Here is a 19,904-nt window from a genome sequence, read left to right as displayed (position 1 = left end):
AATGATTTTTCCAGCAAAAAATGCAAAAAGAAACAATTTTTCTTCTAAAATAAAAAAGGTGAAAAAATCACCTTTTTAAAAAGTCTATATTTTCTTAAAAAACTATTTTGTACTGTTATCCGGAACTGTGTTTTCAAGAACCTGTGGAACTGGACTTTCTGCTTCAGGATTTGTGGACTGTTTCTGTTCCTGCGGAGAATTCGAAGTGCCTCCTAGCTGTTCAAGAACAGAAGGGGAAGACTCATCATTTGATGATGGAACTGAGCCTGAGCCTTTATCGGTAGAATTCTGTTCTGAATTAACCGGTATACGCTTTAAGATATCAGAACTAGAATTTGATATATTACCCACCACGGTAAGTCCAATAGACACAACAAAAAAACAACAGGCTAAAATAGCAGTCAAACGTGTTAAAGGGTTTCGAGATCCACGAGTTTTCATCAACCCTGAGCTATTACTCACACCTAGCCCACCACCTTCTGAAGGTTGAATTAATATAACACCAACCAAAGTAATCACAATCAAAAAATGAATAACTATAAGTACTGTTTGCATAAACCCTGCTCTTCAAATAACTCTTTAATAGCTATTTACACATAAATAACGCACAATCCAAGGGGAAACTCAAATTTCTCTGCTATAGTTTACGACAAACATCGCAAATAGTTAAAAAATCAATCGCTTTTAAGCTTGCTCCACCTATCAAAGCACCATTAACATGAGCAATGCTTAAAAGTTCAAATGCATTGGATGGCTTTACGGATCCACCATAAAGCAAACGAATCTTATTGCCTTCATCACCAAAACGAGAGCGCACCTTATCACGAATGAAATGATGTACTTTTGCAATATCTTCTGGAGTCGCTGTATTGCCGGTGCCTATCGCCCAAACTGGTTCATAAGCGATAATGGTATTCTCTTCTGTTGCATCATCTGGTAAAGATTCTTCAAGCTGCTGCGTGAGAATATCCAGTACTTTATTATTCTTACGCTCCTCCAATGTTTCACCAATACACACAAGAGCCACAAGACCTGCTCGCCACGCAGCTTGTACTTTGGCACAGACAATCGCATCATTTTCTTGGTAAACTGTACGACGTTCTGAATGCCCAATAATAACATGACTTGCTCCCGCTTCTTTAAGCATAAAAGCTGAAATATCTCCAGTATAGGGACCATGATCATCAAAGTGACAATTTTGTCCTCCTAAAAGGAGATTTTCACCATTCAGCGTATTAGAAGCACGCGATAAAAGCGTTGCTGGAACACAAATAAGCGCCTCAAAAAGATGACCTAGATCAGAGCTAACGCCTGTAGCAATAGCACGCAACTCTCCAAGCGATTCACTCGTTCCATTCATTTTCCAATTTCCAGCAAGAAAAGGCCGAATATTTTGAGACATATTTTCACCTCAAGAGCTCTTACAATACATTGTTTATCTGTAGTTACCAAATTATAAAATGAAAGCAAGTCTTTAAAGCTTGCATCTTTCATCTCTTTATTGCAAATTCCATTACAGCTTTGATAATAACTCACATTAAAAATGGACTTGAACAATGCTTGACATCATAAGAAGTGCTACAAATTCTTGGATTTTTAGAATTTTCCTTGCTATTTTACTCTTATGCTTCATTCTTTTATGGGGGGTACCGCACTTACACAAAAAAAGTGAAAGAGATCTTATTACATCTGGAAAGTCCACAGTAACTGTCGATGATTATCGTCTTGCACTCGCCGATCAAAGCGCACGTTTAGCATATGCAGCTCATCTTGGACGAATGTTTACAGCAAATGAAATGCAGCAATACCAAATTCCTGCTTTTGTATTTAATCAATTACAACAAAATGTACTGCTTGATGAACAAGCACGTAAAATGAAAATAAGTCTTTCAAAAGATACAATAGCTCATACGATTGGTTCTGATAAGATGTTCCAGGTAAATGGCACTTTTGATAAAAACTTGTTTTATAACTATCTTCAGCATTTACGTATTAGTGAAAGTGCTTTTCTTAATTATTACACCAAACAAGAAAAGCGTAATCAGCTTATTGCTGCTTTACTTTCTGATATGAAGGCACCAAATCTCTTTTATAAAGCACTTGCTCTTTATCAAGAAGAAATGCGTATTGCTGATTATCTTGTTATTGATCTAAAAGAAAAGAAAACAATTGCTGATCCTGATTACGCAACATTACAAAAATGGTTTGAAACACATCAAAGTCAATTTCGTGCTCCAGAATACCGCACTGTCTCTTTGCTATCTATGGAACTTAATGATTTTGTAAAACCTCAAGATATCTCAACAGATGAGGCGAAAGCCTATTATACACAAAATGCTTCACGTTTTGTAACGCCTGAAAAGCGTACATTCGAAGAACTGCGATTCCCCTCACGCGAAGAAGCCGATAATGCAGCAAAAAAAATAGCTGATGGATTGAGTTTTGATGAACTGGTAAAAGCTGAAAAAAAGACTCTTAATGAAATAAAAAAAGGGCCTCTCGCAGAAAATGAACTTCCTAATCATCTGACATCTGAAATTTTTGAACTTCAACAAGGCCAAGTCAGTTCTGTGATAAATGACTTACAAGGACCTGTTATCATTCGCGTCACGCATATTGAACCCTCAAGCTCTCTTCCTTTTGAAAGTGTAGAAGAAAATATTCGCCAAACACTTGCCAAAAATCGTGCTACTGATGATATCCGTAACAATTATGCAGCCATTGAAAATGCTCGTTTTGAGGGTGCTTCTCTCAAAGAGTTAGCTGACCAATACAAGTTATCTTTGCGCACAATTACCATTGATAAAACAGGAAAAACGCTTGAAGGTGCAATACTCACGGATTTACCTCAAAAAGATATTTTACTGAATGCCATCTATCAATCAAACGAAGGAGTCGATCTTGATCCTCTCTCTTTTCAAAATGGTGGATATCTCTGGTACAAGGTCGATAAAATTATTCCTGCCCGTGATAAGACACTTGAAGAGGCTAAGCTAGATGTTCTTTCTCAATGGAAAAATGAGGAAATCCAACGTCTTCTTGATGAAAAAGCCCAAAATGCTCTCAAACAGCTCACGGAAGGAAAAAGTCTTGTTGCTCTTGCTCATACCCTTGGTGTTACAAAACAAACAACACCAACCCTCCGGCGTCAATACTCATCTGAAACCCTTGGCGTTGAAGGCATTAAAGCATTATTTTCCGCTCCCAAAGGTCATTATGGCATCATAAAAGGTCCGGTTGCAACAAACCGTATCATTTATCAAATAAAGACTGTAACCATGCCTAAAGATATCACGTCTCATACTCTTTCAACTGAAGTCCGCACCAATATAGATATGATGATAAGAGAAGATCTCAAGCTAGAAATGCTACAAGTTGCCAATAAAGAACATCCTTTGGAAATTAATAGCACAAATTATAATCAGATCTTTAACGCTCTCCAATAAAAAGATTTTACATAATTTAAAGAACTTATTTGATAAAGTTTCCGTCAGCTCTTCGTCTATAGTTGAAGAGGTAAGATAGATCTCTTGTTTGCATATCTTAGGATCAAACATTTGTATAATGATTCATTCTCTCGCAAATCAGTGCATGTATGGATTTGCGAGAAAATAGTCAATGGAATGTAGAGTCGTTTTTGCAACGCATTAAAAAACATTATTCATCCAAAGGTTGTAAAGGTTGTCGCCCATTAAGCTATAAATATCATCCCTATCGTCACTCATTTATAGCTCATCATATTACTACTCTTAATATCAGTCATAAGGAGCATATTTCTTCTTCCTTAAATGATTTCATTTACACACCAAACTTATAATATACAAAAAAACTATTTTTAAAATTCATTATAAAAATGGAGAAATCTTTTTCTATTCAAGACTCTCATTCAATATGAGAAAAAACGAATTATCATTATAAATCAATATATTCATAAATCATAACAGCCATCAATTATGATGTTATAATTTCTCAAAAATAAGAGTTTTTTATAGACTTATAGACTGCTAAGATAACTTCTCTCATAAAATAGAAATTTTATTTCATTTGCAAATGAGCTACAATCAATACATTCAGAGTACTTAAAAGTTCTTCATCAAACAAACCAATGTATTAAGATTTATCTCATGTTTTTCTTTATCTGCATCTCACCCATCCAATACACTGAATAAAACATATTACTGATGAAGAAATACACTGTATTTTCAAGATCATAAAATTTCTTATTCTTTTGCGTTCATAACAACCAAAACATCAACATTTTTTATAACAAAAAAATGGTTTGGAATCACAATGGCTCCTTTTATCTTCATATGAGAAAATCAGTCTCCATGTTACGCATTCCAACGTAGTAATATTCTTTTACAGTATCTTTGGAAAATTGCCGCTTATTGCTGCCCTTGTTATCAACCAATAGCGATATATCAATGGCAAAGTTGCACTCTCTTGAAAAATTGCTGCCCCCAGCTGTATAGCTTTTTGAAGAGAAGCCGGTACAATGACCAATGGAAGAAAAGCTGGCTTAAGAATTCTAGGTAAAGTACAAGAATACTCGTAAAATTGGGTATAATGATCGCGTGATAATGCTACCATAGCTTCAACAATACGACCCTTTTGTTGATCACTGAGACGATGAGATTCCAAATCTTCCCTATTCACTCCTACAGCCTTTAATATATCAGTAGGTAAATAATATTGATATCGTGATTGCATGAATGATAAAAGACGCAATACACCGCTTAATCCTTGAGAAATCCCTCCATGTTCATAGATATCTGTAAACTCTTGTGCAGTTTCAGGATCTAATATCTGACAAGAAAGCTGTAAAATTATGCCTGCTGTCTCACCACAATAATGCTCTAGATCATGAAGTGTTTCTATTGGATTGTGATAAAGATCTAAAATTTGCGCATCACAATAACGTAAAAAAGCTGTCTTAGGTAAATTAAAAAGAGTCATTGCTTTTAATAAATCATTCAAAATCGGATTGTTTCCACTCGTTTGCATTTCACCATGAGCAATAGTATCATACCACCAACGTAACCGTATTTCTCCTATGAGTGGATCATGTACACTTTCGCGAATACGAGAAATTTCAGCATTAAATACATAAAGAGCAGCCAATGCTTGGCGCTTTTTTTTAGGTGCAAATAAAACTGATATATAGCGATCACGATCTATGGTACGTAAAATATCAAGACAATAAGGAAGAGAGCCTATCATTCTATGAACCTATTAACGTCCCTTTTTTAGCAATTAAATTAATATCCTCTTTTTATTCATATTAAAAAATGAAGGATAAGCAAATACAGTTCAGAAAATAAGATTTTTAAATGTGTCTCTTAACTGTATTGTGAATTAAAGTTTCTTTTCTAGTCACTTTTCGTTTTAGAAAGAAAAAAATTAAATAAATAATTTTTCTGATAAAACTTATCTTATAGGACTTCAAGTTTTCATTTGCAGTAAAAAAGCTAAAAAACAATCGTAACATGCATAGTAAAACTTGAACAACAAACAACGAAAAACACTTTTTCAGTGGATAGATGACAATGTTATTTTATAAAAAATGCACTGATCACAAAAACTTCATCAAATCATTGACCTCCTCCCCATCCTAAAAGACAAAGGTTCTTACCAACACTAATTTGTAAAAAGTCCAATTGCTCTCGGTGAGTTTCTGTTACTATCAATACATTGATTTATAATCATAATTTGTTGTTTTGTATGTTAAATTAGAATCCCAAATATCGTAGATATGCTTTCATTTCAAACCAATTCCATGTTAAATTAATAAAAACCATTCCCTTGCACGTCCCAAGAGTAACTGGCTTGTAGGTAACAACTGTATAAGAAAGAATTAAAAATGCCTCTTATGAACTGTCTCAAGTGCCAAGAGTTGATCACTCATGTGATTCATTAGGAACGACGAGCAAGCTTTGTCCTAAATACTTGCCGCTGTATTTAAAAACACTTTTGTATTTAAAAACACTTTAATATGTTAAGTTATGTATATTCTATACCCTTATATCACCGCCTTAAACGACGGTACTTTACGGCGCAGAAAAATAATCGCACAAGTCTTTCATACTAGACGAGAGCATTTGTTTTATTAAACAATACTCTATTCTACCGCAAATAATAACGCCGCAACAGCGCGATCTTCAGCCAATAAAACATTAAATGTACGCACCGCCGCTCCCGTACTCATTGTATCTGATGAAATACGTTTTTCCCCTAAAAGCACCCGTAACTCTTCAGGTAATCGTAATAATTCAATTCCAGTACCTATTAATAAAACTTCGATTTCAGAAGCTTCTTCTAAAATACGAGATATATCCCCTTGAGTGGGAATAGGCCCTGCCATGTCAATGCCATAAATACCTGATGGTACACAAATAATAGAACCTCTATGAGACATATCAGCAAAACGAAACCCACCATTTCCATAAGCATCAATAGGTGCGCGACTTGGAAAATGTGCTTCACGAATTTGAATTGCATCGAACATGAATAAGCACCTTTTATTTTTGAATAATCCAATTGTCTTTGCTACTTCGCTACTTCTCACCATAAAAATTAAAGTAAGGCTGATATAAACATTGATATGTTAACCATAACCTAGTACTGAAGTGAAAATTTTTATATAATACCCTAATCTTCTCATACAACAAATATAGGAAAATTTGGTAATAAATCGCGATAAATTGCTATACCTGCTTCAATAAATCTATCTTTTAAAAAGTTTCCTCAGCTTATTTACTCACAAATTTCTTTTTATAAAAACAATGATCTTATTTAAAAAACAGAAAAAAATTGCGTAATATTCTATAAATAAAGCAACTATTTTAATAATCTAAAGAAAACCAAAACTCCATTTTCTGTAGCCACTATAAAGCCCCTTTTCCAATGATATTGCCTTGATCTTGCCAAGCTTTTTACAAAAATGCTTAAAAAATGTAATAAACTGCTATTACACCTTAAGATGCATTTTCCTTTGATATAGCTTTTTTCTCTTTAGAGATACTCATATCTTCTTTTGTTGTCGTTTTAGATTTAGACTTTTGTGGTGTTTTTGCTTTAGCATTAAGTTTTGATTTTTTTTCTGCAATCGGCTCACCTTTAACGCGCACATCAGCTAATGTTGAGCGAATAACACGAATATTCATACTCTCACCAATTTCAACCTCTAATTCACCACTCTCGTCGTGAACCTTCGTAACCTTGCCGATAATACCACCACCCGTTATAACTGTATCACCACGACGTACTGCATTAAGCATTTCTTGGCGTTTTTTCATTTGGGCACGCTGTGGACGAATCATAAAAAAATACATAATTGCAAAAATTAAAATGAATGGGACAGCGTTAGCAAATGAAATTCCACCGGAAACATCGCCTGCAACTTGAGCATAAGCGTTCGTCATAAACATTTTTATCTCCTATAGTTAAACCTCAGGTATTTCCCACTCTATTAAAATGAAATTCCGATACAGAAAAAATTCCTAAAGAATTTATCATAAAAAGCAATAACTACATAATCTAATCACAGCTTTACAAAAATACAATAAATCCTTAAGAGGCAGAATACCAAAATATAATGAGAAAAATCTTAAAAAATAGATTCACTTTCCCCTATTGTATATCCTACAATATAAATCTTTTCACTAACTCAATAAATTATACAAGATAATTTTTCTAATGAACAAACTTTAATTTATATAGATAATTTATCGTTTTTGATATCGAACGACAGATCTAAATACAATAAAACGCTCTTATTTCAAACCTTCTGAATTAATCAAAACGATTTTCTTGCACGTCACACATATGAAATGAGCCTGTAGATAAAAACTTTTTAAGAAAGGCGTGAAATTTTTTTTCATGCTTCTCTCAAATGCAAGAGCAATTGGAACACTCAAAGCTGACAAATAGTATGATACTATTTCTTACACTTTCATAAATACAAAGATGGTAATATCTAACGCCCCCCACGAACTACTCTCCTGAAACCAATGATTTTTTGCTGCAATGTTATTGATTTAAGAAAATCAATTGTTTTTCATGAATTTTCTATAAACTGTAAGACTATTCAAATGTAAAAGTCATCAATAAATTAGTTTTCTAAATATTTAAGGGGATCAACAGGTAATGAATTCTTACGCATCTCAAAATAGACACGTGGCGTTTTAACATTTCCTGAAACACCAGATTTAGCAATCTCATCACCGCGCCTTATCCTTTGTCCTTTGTTAACAACAAGCTTACTATTACATCCATAAATAGTGATAATATCATTTTCATGTCGAATCATCACAACATTACCAAGCTCTTTTAATCCATCTCCCGCGTAAATAACCACACCATTTTCTGCCGCCTTTACCGAAGACCCTTCAGGCACTGCAATATCTATTCCTCGATTCATTACTGTTCCCTTTTTTTGACCGAACTGGCTTAATAAACGCCCTCGTACTGGCCAACGCATCTTAGAAATTCCTGTGGCTTGCGGAGTCGTCATATTATCTGTATTCGTAACAGTACTTGACAAACCAGTCTCATGTTTCAATTGCGTCATCTGTTTAGAAAAATTTTTCTCAGAACTTGATTTGTTCATCTTTGCAGAGGGTGGCGTTGTTACAGGAGCTTTATATATAGGAGAGGACTTCTTGTTTTTTATAGAGGACATCACTTGAGATTGGGATGTAGATTCTGTAGTTGACACTGCCCAATCGTTATTATTGTGTGCATTTGAAGCTGATAATGTACGCCTGCTTGGAACAACCAGTACCTGACCGATATAAATGGAATTGCTGTTTATACCATTTGCTAATTTTAATGCCTCAACACTAACCCCTACTTGTCGTGCAATACTGAGCAGTGTATCTCCACTCTGGACAATATAAGAATTCCGCCGAAAAATAGGAGATTTATCCATTTGTGAACGAGAAAGTGTTCCAAGATTACGTGGAGGGGAGCCCATAACGCGACCATCAGAAGAAGTTATCCTATCTTGATGTGGAAAATTATAGGGAGAATTGTCATCTCCCCACGAATCATCACCTGATTCCACAGGTGGCAATTCAGTGCTTTGTATCATACCACTACCGTATGATAGCATTCGCGGATCTGTATACATAGTGCTTGATATATTTGATTGAGATGATACCGTACGATGAGAGAACGTATTGGAAAAACGCTGTGTACCAGAACTACAACCAGCAACAATAGTTACCACCGCTAACAAAGTTATTCTCTGAAAATTATGCTGGAAAATATTATCCAAAGCTTTTAGATACATCGTTTTGCTCACTCATCAATAATCAACTCACTCCATTAAAGCTTTTTTAAATTACCGAAGAGTTAAAATGAGATGTTTTATTCATAAATATCTTTATATAAGATCAAAATGAATTTAACGTAGACAATTTGCAGAAACTTCTTAGCTTTTAAAAATTAAAGTATCTCCGCAATGCCTTTAATAAAAGGTTGGTAACGCACTTGGAACAGTTCTAAACACTCAAATCGACTACCAATTTTTGTATAGCGCGTCACCGTTTGTACCCCTTCGTCAGGTCCTATCGCCTGAATGAGAATTCCATTTTCAGCTAAAAGTTCTAAAAATTCCTTTGGTTCATCAAAACGTGATGGCCAAATAAGAATGCGATCAAATGATCCTAAGCCTGTCACACTATGACTTCCATCAATCTGCCTTATAACAATATTTTCAATTCCTAAAGTTTGAAATTTTTGGCGTGCTAAATCAACAAGCGTTTTATAACGATCAATCGTTGTCACGCGGTCACTCAGACATGCCATAAGAGCAGTACAAAAACCAGATCCTGTACCAATTTCTAAGACACGATGCCTTTTTTTCAACGATAATGCCGAAAGAATTAAGAGTTGTTCTTCCAAACGTTCCATATATTCACCACACTCAAGGGGAATAACTTTATTATCATAAGCACTATTGAACCAAGGAGCAGCAACAAACTGTTGACGCGGAATTTTCTCTAATGCCGAAAAAAATCGCACGTCATCAATGCCTTTGCTACGCATTTTCAGTACAAGAGCGGCTAACTCCTCACGAAATTGTAAAATACCCTTTTGCCCCATAGTATCATTCAATCTCCAATGGAGGTACACTTTTATCATACTGACAAACTGCTTCTTTTAAAATGGCAAAAACTTGCGTCTGTGTATCATCACCTCTTGGCAATAAACGCATATTGTCTCTCCTTTCGTAAAATTAAGCAGTAATACAGCGCATGCCTCCCATATAAGGTTGTAAAACATCTGGAATAATAATTGATCCATCAGCCTGTTGATAATTTTCAAGTACGGCAATAAGACAACGTCCAACAGCCGTACCAGAACCATTAAGGCTATGAACAAAATGCAATTTTTTATCGCCTTCTTTACGATAGCGCGCATTCATACGGCGACCTTGAAAATCTCCACAAACTGAACAGCTAGAAATTTCACGATAACATTCTTGACCAGGAAGCCAAACCTCGATGTCATAGGTTTTACGCGCTGCAAACCCCATATCACCCGTAGAAAGAACCACTGTGCGAAAAGGCAAACCAAGCCGTTTTAATATATCTTCTGCACATTCCGTCATACGTTCTAATTCAATTAAAGACTGCTCTTCACTGGTAATCGAGACCATTTCAACTTTCCAAAATTGATGCTGACGCAACATACCGCGCGTATCACGACCGGCTGCTCCCGCCTCTGAACGAAAACAGGGAGATAAAGAAGAAAATCGCAGTGGTAAATCTGATATTTCAAGAATTTCATCGTTGACCAAATTGGTTAATGGCACTTCTGCTGTGGAAATAAGCCATCGACCATCTGTTGTACGAAAAAGGTCTTCAGCAAATTTCGGTAATTGTGCTGCTCCGTAAACAATTTCATCACGAACAAGAAGAGGTATTGAGACTTCTGTGTAACCATTCTCATTGACATGCACATCGAGCATAAACTGGCCTAATGCTCGTTCTAGCCGTGCTAATGCCCCTGAAAGTACTGTAAAACGTGTTCCAGACAAACGACTAGCTCGTTCAAAATTCATCTGCTTGAGATCTTGACCAAGATCAAAATGTTCCTTTGGTGTAAAATTAAATGTTGGAGGTGTACCAAAATGTCGAATGACGACATTATCACTTTCATCTTTACCTTCTGGAACATCATCTAATGGAATATTTGGAAGTGCTGAAAGAATTTTCTCAAGACTCTCCGTCAGCTGTTTTTCTTCCACTGTTGCAGAGGAAAGAAAAGCTTTAATCTCTTCAACTTCAGCTCTAAGACGTTCAGCCATTTGCTGATCCGATACCGCTAAAGCCTGTCCTATTTCCTTTGAAACAGCATTGCGACGTTCCTGCGCCAATTGCACCTTAGCAATATGCGACCGACGTGCAAGATCAAGTTGTATTAACCTTTCAGCTTGTGGCTCAAGACCTCTACTTACGAGTGCTTTATCTAATTTCTCAGGATTGTCACGAATCCACTTAATATCAAGCATAAAAATTCCTCATTTATATTGTTTTTATTCATTCCTTATCGCATAAGATTATACACTTTTCTTAAGCGGATTTTCTTCTCTTTTCTATACTGTAAGCAATTAAAATTGAAATCTCGTAAAGTGCTATCGTTGGTAAAGCCACTGCAAACATCGTAAAAAAATCCGACGGCGTTATGATTGCCGCAATAATAAAAGAGAGCAAAATAGCCCATTTTCGTTTAGACGCCAAATCATAAGACGTTAAAAATCCAATTTTTGTTAAAAGACTGATGACAAGAGGTAATTGAAAAATCAAACCAAAAATTAGGATAAACGATGTCATAAAGCCCAAATAATCAGAAATACGCACTATAAACTCTATTTTTAAATGAACATCTGGAAGAAATTGTTGAGAAAGGCTAAACCATAGTATTATTGGCGCTAATAGACCATAAACAAACGCTCCCCCAATACAAAATAAAATAGGCCCCCCAATGAGAAATGGTAAAAAAGCCATCCGCTCATTTTTATAAAGCCCTGGTGCAATAAAACTATAAAACTGAAAAGCCGTATAGGGAAAAGATAAAATAATTCCCCCAAAAGCAGAAAGCTTCATCTTCGTTAAAAAAGTTTCCCATACTTGCGTTGATTGCAAACGAATACCCTCAGGATTACCCCCTGCTATTTTCATTGCCCACTGATATGGCCATAGTAAAAAATTTAAGATATAATCTTTAACAAGAAAACACATCATAAAAGCGATCATAAATGCAACCAAGGCAGCAATAATTCGCTGACGAAGTTCAATTAAATGTTCTAAAAGTGGTGCCATATGGGCATCAACTTCATCTTTCTTAACATTCATGACATATCTTCTTTATCTTTAGAAGCAATAGATACTGTCGTATCTTTATTGGTTACGTTTTGATCGCATTCCAAAATTTCTTTATCTTTTTTTGATTTATGGTGTGTTGCCTTAACATCCAAATTATCGTGGATATCTTCTAATGTATTTTGAATGGGATCAAAAGTCTCTGTCAACTTCTTACTTGAATCGCTAATATTCGAACATGTTTTTTGCAAAGCATCGAGCTCGATTTGTCTTATTGCATCATCAAACTGATGACGCAATTCATTTGCTGTTGAACACATACGCGCTCTTACCTTTGCTACTGTTTTTAATATTTTAGGTAAATCTTTCGGTCCAACGACAATGATGAGAACAAGTAAGATTACGATAAACTCTGGTCCGTCAATCCCAAACATCTCTTAATTCGACTTTCTCATCAAAAAATAATGCACAATGATGATTGCGTTTTTGTTACTGTTTTTTAGCAACAGATGTTTTGCTTTTTTTAGAAGCAGAAGAAACCTTTCTGCGCGCTGTTGCATGTTTTACCGATAACGGCTGAGATTGTTGAGATTCTACATCAATTATTTGGGAAGTAGGAGCCATTTCAACTTTATCCTCAATGCTGTCATCTTCTTCCTTCATATTTTTTTTGAAGGCTTTAATTCCCTTAGCAACATCGCCCATTAATTCAGAAATTTTACCGCGACCGAAAAGCACAAAGATAATCAATAAAATTATAATTAAATGCGTTGGTGAAAAAATATTACCCATTACTCTCTCTAACTTATGCTTTTAAATTTGATTTCATTTATTCATGCTTCCTCTGAAGAATGTATCAAAATAATATCTTACTTGTATATTTTCTTCTTAACTTAAAAACAATTACACGCTTTTATTGCAAAAGAACTTTTTATCCTCTCATCCCTTTTTAGCGTACTATAACACAAACCATTCAACAATGATAAACCGCCTCATACAAAATTCAAAACACTTAAAAACTTTTCTAAAATAACTTCATCTGATCTCCTAGGTTACTCATCTTCCTGTAAATACTATAGCTAATGTCTCTCCTTTTACACAATGTTTTACGTATCATTACAAATATTTCCGTCAAATTATCCTTTACTGATAAAGATCATAACATGCTGTAAAATACCTTACGTATTCAATTAAAAAATTCAGAAAGAAAAATCTCTAAAAAACTTTCTTAACACATCATCAGTCTCTTCAAAAACTATCATCTTACGCACAACATTTATTCTTTGTTGGGGTAGGAATTTTATCATTCATTATTCTATGTACAATACGAAATATGAGCCATCATCGCGTTCAGTTAAATATCTGGCGTGTAAGTAAAAACTATTAGCGGAAAGAGTAAAAATGCACTTTATGAACCAACTCAAGTACCAAGAGGTATGGCAATACTGCTAAAAAATAAAAAGGTACCAGCTTGCGCCTTTATTCAGAAAATACCTCCATATAACCAGCTCTCTAAGCCACTGTATGCTCTAACTATTACAAGTCTCCGGATTCTGGGCATGCGTTCTCATAATATCATGTGTTTAACCTATCTCAGTATTGAAAACAGAATGGGCATGAATAGAAAATTACATTCAATCAAAAGCATGGTATCGAAGCATAATCCATATAAAAAGAATTTCTTATCCTAGCCTTTTTTATAAGATTACCTCATAAAGCCGCTCGATAATATAGTGTTAGAGATAGATAAACCTATTTACTTTAGTTTAAAATTCCTCATTTTGATTGAGATCGCTTGCAGAGCACATATCAATTTTCAAAAGTTTTATTTTAGCATCATACACAATAACCTAGCTATTTAGCGTGTATAATGTAAAGCTTTGGCTCTGCTTAAAGCAATGAGATTCATTCACACTTTTACAAAAATCTATCACTATAACACCAGCACTTTATTGCTCTATCCATAATTTTACGCTCGCTAAAAAAACTTATAAATGTAACAATATTTTTATCAAGCATTTGAAATTCTTTAATCTTTAAACAAGAAAATTTATGAATGAATTTGAAAGATACCCTTCAATTTTTCAACAAACTTCACTAATATTCTCGTTAATTGAGTGTTTTTTATAGTCTTCCTGGAAGAGTCCGCGATCATAAAGAAAAATCTCTTACAACATAAATATCTCTATTGAAATGTTTGATCTCTTCTTGTCTATCTTTCATATAAAAAATTTAAAATTTTAACGATTAATCTCATAATATAAAAATAGCCTTGTGAATAAATGCTCCGATGACATTAATATTTTTTCTGTAGTGTATAATGTGGGAGTGAGGGTATTGTTTGATTTCTATAAGAATATTTTTATGGATATCAATTCTATTATTCTATGCTAATAATCCGGTACAGTTATACATATGATAGAGTTTACTCCATGAATTATCGGCATATTTATCATGCTGGCAATTTTGCTGATGTTTTTAAACACATTATTGTCACTCGCATTGTAGAATATCTCAAACGCAAAGAAAAAGCTTTTCGCGTTATAGATACGCATGCTGGAATCGGTATTTATGACCTTTCTTCTTTAGAAGCATATAAAACAGGAGAGTGGCGCGAAGGTGTCCAACGACTTTTTTCAACTCCTATCCCAGAAGATTTAAGAACACTCCTTTGTCCATGGTGTGATATCATTGATGCCCTCAATAAAGGGGAAAAAGAAATTGTATTTTATCCTGGATCTCCTGTTCTTATTCGTCAATTATTACGGAAACAAGATCGCCTCACCGCAATAGAATTGCACAATGAAGATTATCATATTTTAGCAAAAAACTTTGCAGGAGATTATCAGACAAAAGTTCTGCATTTAGATGGTTGGCTTTCCTTAAATGCTCATGTACCACCAAAAGAAAAACGTGGGTTTATCCTTGTTGACCCTCCCTTTGAAAAAACTGGAGAGTTTTCCCGCCTTATTGATGGATTAACGAAAGCCTATCGTCGCTTTTCTGGAGGAATCTACGCTTTATGGTATCCTGTTAAATATGACAAAGAAATTGAAAGTTTTCTTCACGCGCTTTATCAAACCGGAATTCCTAAGATTCTACAGCTTGAAATGCGTATCCGAAAAAGTTCAAGTCCACCGACAATGAATGGAAGTGGTATGATTATTATTAACCCTCCCTACCTTTTGGAAGAAGAAATGAAAAAACTCAGCCCCTTTCTTATCAACCGTCTGGGACAAGATGAAAATGCCCAAATAACGCATAAGTGGCTTCAAAAAGAACATCTATTATGTTAGACTTTTCTCTATATTTTTTCTAAATCAAATATCATGTTGTAAAATACAAAGGCATTAAATGATAAAGTTCTTTGATTCTTTGGATAAAACCAACATATTATAATGGTAAGCTAATAACGATCAGCGTGAATTAATTTTTTTCCTTTTAGAAAGTCTATCCTCTTAATCATCATGGATTTCCTATTCAATCATTTTAATGGATAAATTAGGCAAATTCATAAAGCTGTCTTAGAATAACAACTCTCATATTTTTTATGAAAGATCGGCTCTCTAAAATCATACTCTTATGCTATAAGATATTATTTATAGAAAAAAATTATAAAGACATAAATAATCATTATTTAATAAAAAAGAATATTTCATATATTAAACGAACAACATATTTGTAATAAACGGAATGGTCCTGAAAAGTAATACAAATTGTCCGCAAAATGAACGGGAAAAACTTTCTTTTCTCTCTAATATTACATGGCATAATGCTAATCAAAGCTATGAGAAAAATCAATTCCAAGGTATCAAGTTCATACAAGAGTTTGTTAGACACCTTCCGCATAAGCCAGGGGTTTACCGGATGATTGGTGAAAATGGTGATATTCTCTATGTTGGAAAAGCTCGTAATCTCAAAAAACGTGTTTCAAACTATACACGTGAACAAGGACACAATAATCGTATTACCCGCATGATTCGTGCAACATATCATATGGAATTTATCGTCACCCATACAGAAACAGAAGCACTCCTTTTAGAAGCCAATCTCATCAAAAGATTGCATCCACATTTTAATGTACTCCTACGTGATGATAAAAGTTTTCCTTATATTATGATTACAGATGATCATCGAGTGCCTGCACTTTACAAACATCGTGGTGCTCGAATACGAAAAGCTCACTATTTTGGTCCTTTTGCTTCTGCTGGTGCAGTGACACAAACAGTTCATGTTTTACAACGCGTCTTTTTATTACGAACCTGTACTGATTCAGTTTTTGAAAACCGTACACGCCCCTGCTTGCTTTATCAAATTAAGCGATGTTCTGCACCTTGTACTCATGAAATTAGTGACAGTGATTATAAAGAACTGGTGAAAGGAGCAAAAGCGTTCCTTTCGGGAAAAGATCAATCTATTAAAAGCGATATGGTTCAAGCTATGCATAAAGCCGCTGAAAATCTCGATTTTGAACAAGCAGCTTCCTATCGTGACCGCTTATCAGCCCTTTCTCACATACAAAGCCATCAAGGTATTAATCCTCAAACGATAAAAGAAGCGGATGTATTTGCAATTGCGCAAAAAGAAGGAATGACCTGTATTCAAGTGTTCTTTTTTCGCATGGGGCAAAATTGGGGAAACCGTGCCTATTTTCCTAAAGCAGATCCCTCTTTTTCCCGCACTGAAATTTTAGCGAGTTTTCTTGCCCAATTTTACGATGATAAACCACTTCCTAAAAGCATCCTTTTATCTGAAGAAATTGAAGAAAAGACACTTCTTACAGAGGCATTTAGTCTCAAAGCAAATCACAAAGTGTCCCTCTCTTTACCTAAACAAGGTGAACGAAAAACTCTTGTTAATCGTGCCTATCTCAATGCTCATGAAGCACTTGAACATAAGCTTTCTGAAACAGCCACCCATACAAAATTGCTTCAAGGTCTTGCTAAAACATTCCAACTACCTGTTCCTCCACGCCGGATAGAAGTCTATGACAATTCTCATATCATGGGAACAAATGCTGTAGGGGCTATGATTGTTGCTGGTCAAATGGGATTTATTAAAAATCAATATCGAAAATTCAACATTCGCTCAACAGATATCACGCCTGGCGATGATTTTGGCATGATGAAAGAAGTGATTAAACGAAGATTTTCACGCCTTATCAAAGAGTATGATCTGCCAAATAGAAGTCATGACATAAAAGATGATGATCTTTTTCCCATTTGGCCTGACCTTATCTTAATCGATGGTGGTGAAGGACAAATCAACAGCGTACATGCAATACTTGCTGAATTACAATTAAATGATCTCTTCACAGTTGTTGGAATCGCCAAAGGTGTTGACCGTCATGCGGGACGTGAACGATTTTTTATAAAAGGTATCCCCCCCTTTACACTTCCTCCACGTGATCCTATCCTCTATTTTTTGCAACGTCTGCGTGATGAAGCACACCGTTTTGCGATTGGAACTCATAGGATAAAACGAAAAAAAGCAACATTCAAAAACCCACTTGATGAAATCGAAAATATCGGTCCGACAAGAAAGCGTGCATTGCTTCATCATTTTGGAAGTGCCAAAGCTGTTGCTAGTGCCTCATTTGAAGATTTAAAAAAAGTTACGGGAATTTCTATGACAATTGCACAAAAAATTCATAACCATTTTCATGAAAAATAGGCTTGTTTCATAACCTTCGACTTGTTACGTTAAGGAAATATATTCTCTTTCACAAGAATTAAAAATGGCTCCATGAAAAATCATACTTTTTCTTTTCCAAATATTTTAACTTATGCACGAATTGTTGCAGTCCCAATGGTTGTTGCATGCTTTTTTTTAGAAGGGCGACTACAATCAAGTGATATCACTCGCTGGATTGCTGTTTCCATTTTTATCGTTGCATCCATTACTGACTTTCTTGACGGTTACCTTGCTCGTATTTGGGAACAAACATCCAATATTGGTCGCATGTTAGATCCAATTGCCGATAAACTTCTCGTCTCTGCTTGTTTGCTCTTGCTTGCCGCAGACAGTACCATCGCTGGGTGGACACTATGGGCAGCTATTATCATTCTTTGCAGAGAAATTCTTGTATCAGGATTACGTGAATATTTGGCTGAGTTAAAAGTTAGTGTTCCTGTCTCTCGTCTTGCAAAATGGAAAACTTTTGTACAAATGATCGCTATTGTATTTCTTTTAGCTGGACCAGCCGGTAATAAAATTTTCCCTTACACAGTAGAGTTTGGCATTACTATGCTGTGGATTTCTGCCCTCCTTACATTGTGGACAGGGTGGGATTATTTTCGTGCAGGTTTAAAACACGTTATCCTATGAAGAGTATGGAGATTTATAATGATAATTTATCTTTTTGTACTTAAATAAGAGATAAGAATAGCATAAGATTGATTTATTTTTATTAATGATAAATCAATCAAGCACTTTTTTGCACATTACAAGTAAGGGTGGTATATAGATGAAAGCTCTTCAAAAAAGAGTAAATGGGCTTTATATTTTCGTAAAAGCAGCTGTAATATTAAAAGCTAAAAAACAATTAATGCTCCATATGCTTTCAAAAAAGTCTATAATCTTATAAGCAAAAAACCGAAATATAGTGTTTCGGATTTTTGCTTCTTATATACGCTTTATTATTATAAACGCTTTATTAACCAACAATTTCTATCTCAGAAAACCAAAAGGCGATTTCTGTTTTTGCCGTTTCAGCACTATCGGATCCATGGACAGAATTTTCGCCAATCGATAAAGCATGAACCTTACGAATTGTCCCTTCTTCTGCATCACTAGGATTCGTAGCCCCCATTACTTCACGGTTTTTAGCTATTGCATTTTCGCCTTCCAAAACTTGTACAACGGTTGGACCAGAAGACATGAATTCAACCAATTCACTAAAAAAAGGGCGTTCTTTATGAATAGCATAAAATTTTTCAGCCTCACGTTTGCTCATCCAAACACGTTTAGACGCAATAACACGTAGCTCCGCATCCTCAAGCATTTTAGTAATTGCGCCAGTCAAATTACGACGGGTTGCATCTGGTTTAATCATCGAAAAAGTACGCTCTAAAGCCATTTACTCACCTTTATTTCATTATAACATTCTCTGACTGTTTCTATAGCGGGCAAGGAGCCCTTTGCCAAGTGACTCTGCAAAAATCTACACAAATTCTCAAAATATAGAATGAATTATAAAGAAAACTTTAATAAAAATACCTGCAATCGCTCATCCCATCATAAAGATGCGCTACCGACTCTCAATAAATATTGAACCTTCTTTCATAATCTTAAATGCTTCCCATCAAAATTATCATTTAAGCAATAAAAAGTCATAAGAAAAAACTCACATGCAAAAAATATATCTTTTTGAAAGCCTTCTTCTTTAAAGAGGACGAACCTAGACACTTGGTTTGAAAATCCTTCTACACACATTGAGATCAATTAAAAATAACCATATATTTAGAAACTATAGCGTACACCTATAATTCCCTTAAGGGACTGTTTTGTTTTACGCCCTTTAATATAATGGGCCTCACCATATAACTTTAACTTCTCACTCACTAAACTGCTTAA

At 35.0% G+C, this 19,904-nt stretch carries 17 protein-coding genes; 4 read left to right on the top strand and 13 right to left on the bottom strand.

From position 1 onward, the window contains the following. Positions 1-102 precede the first annotated feature (102 nt). On the bottom strand, positions 103-555 hold the full coding sequence (gene secG, locus ACFIK7_RS01010) for a preprotein translocase subunit SecG (RefSeq protein ID WP_273791139.1): 453 nt from the start codon (positions 553-555) through the stop codon (positions 103-105). An 82-nt stretch (positions 556-637) separates the two neighbouring features. Beyond that, the gene (gene tpiA / locus ACFIK7_RS01005; protein ID WP_375631362.1) at positions 638-1,402 is read right to left on the bottom strand and encodes a triose-phosphate isomerase; all 765 of its coding nucleotides are present in this window, start codon (positions 1,400-1,402) and stop codon (positions 638-640) included. Positions 1,403-1,556: 154 nt separating this feature from the next. Between tpiA and ACFIK7_RS01000 the strand changes: the two genes are divergently transcribed. Next, a complete protein-coding gene (locus ACFIK7_RS01000; protein WP_375662771.1) occupies positions 1,557-3,446 on the top strand; it encodes a peptidyl-prolyl cis-trans isomerase in 1,890 nt (629 codons plus the stop codon). A gap of 913 nt (positions 3,447-4,359) precedes the next feature. Here ACFIK7_RS01000 and ACFIK7_RS00995 read toward each other — a convergent pair. From ACFIK7_RS00995 to tatA, 9 genes are all read right to left on the bottom strand, one after another. Then, a complete protein-coding gene (locus tag ACFIK7_RS00995; RefSeq protein WP_273791136.1) occupies positions 4,360-5,220 on the bottom strand; it encodes a phytoene/squalene synthase family protein in 861 nt (286 codons plus the stop codon). A gap of 898 nt (positions 5,221-6,118) precedes the next feature. Beyond that, on the bottom strand, positions 6,119-6,505 hold the full coding sequence (locus ACFIK7_RS00990) for an Mth938-like domain-containing protein (RefSeq protein ID WP_375643084.1): 387 nt from the start codon (positions 6,503-6,505) through the stop codon (positions 6,119-6,121). A 469-nt stretch (positions 6,506-6,974) separates the two neighbouring features. Next, complete coding sequence (gene yajC, locus ACFIK7_RS00985; RefSeq protein ID WP_375662770.1) at positions 6,975-7,427, bottom strand: preprotein translocase subunit YajC; 453 nt, start codon at positions 7,425-7,427, stop codon at positions 6,975-6,977. A 683-nt stretch (positions 7,428-8,110) separates the two neighbouring features. Beyond that, positions 8,111-9,292 carry a peptidoglycan DD-metalloendopeptidase family protein gene (locus ACFIK7_RS00980; protein ID WP_375631367.1) on the bottom strand — a complete coding sequence of 394 codons (1,182 nt, stop codon included), beginning with the start codon at positions 9,290-9,292 and terminating at the stop codon, positions 8,111-8,113. A gap of 155 nt (positions 9,293-9,447) precedes the next feature. Beyond that, a complete protein-coding gene (locus tag ACFIK7_RS00975) occupies positions 9,448-10,107 on the bottom strand; it encodes a protein-L-isoaspartate(D-aspartate) O-methyltransferase (protein WP_273791164.1) in 660 nt (219 codons plus the stop codon). A 133-nt stretch (positions 10,108-10,240) separates the two neighbouring features. Beyond that, positions 10,241-11,518, bottom strand: a complete 1,278-nt coding sequence (serS, locus tag ACFIK7_RS00970; RefSeq protein ID WP_375631757.1) for a serine--tRNA ligase — start codon at positions 11,516-11,518, stop codon at positions 10,241-10,243. 61 nt (positions 11,519-11,579) lie between these two features. Then, a complete protein-coding gene (gene tatC / locus ACFIK7_RS00965) occupies positions 11,580-12,362 on the bottom strand; it encodes a twin-arginine translocase subunit TatC (RefSeq protein ID WP_273791131.1) in 783 nt (260 codons plus the stop codon). Continuing rightward, on the bottom strand, positions 12,359-12,763 hold the full coding sequence (tatB, locus tag ACFIK7_RS00960; protein ID WP_375631369.1) for a Sec-independent protein translocase protein TatB: 405 nt from the start codon (positions 12,761-12,763) through the stop codon (positions 12,359-12,361). The genes tatC and tatB overlap by 4 nt, the downstream gene beginning before the upstream one ends. Before the next feature lie 55 nt (positions 12,764-12,818). Further along, positions 12,819-13,121, bottom strand: coding sequence for a twin-arginine translocase TatA/TatE family subunit (gene tatA / locus ACFIK7_RS00955; RefSeq protein ID WP_273791129.1), 303 nt, complete (start codon positions 13,119-13,121; stop codon positions 12,819-12,821). 1,640 nt (positions 13,122-14,761) lie between these two features. Between tatA and ACFIK7_RS00950 the strand changes: the two genes are divergently transcribed. The 3 genes from ACFIK7_RS00950 to pgsA all read left to right on the top strand — a co-directional run bounded on the left by ACFIK7_RS00950 (position 14,762) and on the right by pgsA (position 18,656). After that, on the top strand, positions 14,762-15,625 hold the full coding sequence (locus tag ACFIK7_RS00950) for a 23S rRNA (adenine(2030)-N(6))-methyltransferase RlmJ (RefSeq protein ID WP_273791128.1): 864 nt from the start codon (positions 14,762-14,764) through the stop codon (positions 15,623-15,625). 397 nt (positions 15,626-16,022) lie between these two features. Beyond that, positions 16,023-18,002 carry an excinuclease ABC subunit UvrC gene (gene uvrC, locus ACFIK7_RS00945; RefSeq protein ID WP_375643090.1) on the top strand — a complete coding sequence of 660 codons (1,980 nt, stop codon included), beginning with the start codon at positions 16,023-16,025 and terminating at the stop codon, positions 18,000-18,002. Positions 18,003-18,074: 72 nt separating this feature from the next. After that, a complete protein-coding gene (gene pgsA / locus ACFIK7_RS00940; RefSeq protein ID WP_273723320.1) occupies positions 18,075-18,656 on the top strand; it encodes a CDP-diacylglycerol--glycerol-3-phosphate 3-phosphatidyltransferase in 582 nt (193 codons plus the stop codon). Positions 18,657-18,984: 328 nt separating this feature from the next. Here the strand turns inward: pgsA and ndk are convergent, their stop codons facing one another. Both ndk and ACFIK7_RS00930 read right to left on the bottom strand, forming a co-directional pair. Further along, a complete protein-coding gene (gene ndk / locus ACFIK7_RS00935; RefSeq protein ID WP_375631370.1) occupies positions 18,985-19,407 on the bottom strand; it encodes a nucleoside-diphosphate kinase in 423 nt (140 codons plus the stop codon). A gap of 383 nt (positions 19,408-19,790) precedes the next feature. Beyond that, positions 19,791-19,904: autotransporter outer membrane beta-barrel domain-containing protein (locus ACFIK7_RS00930; RefSeq protein ID WP_375662778.1), on the bottom strand; the 114-nt coding region annotated here is incomplete at its 5' end.

The sequence above is a fragment of the Bartonella sp. CL266QHHD genome, from assembly GCF_042195355.1.
In the GTDB taxonomy this organism is placed as follows: domain Bacteria; phylum Pseudomonadota; class Alphaproteobacteria; order Rhizobiales; family Rhizobiaceae; genus Bartonella.
The sequence above is the reverse complement of the archived record's forward strand: the minus strand, read 5'-3'. Positions and strand labels throughout refer to the sequence as shown.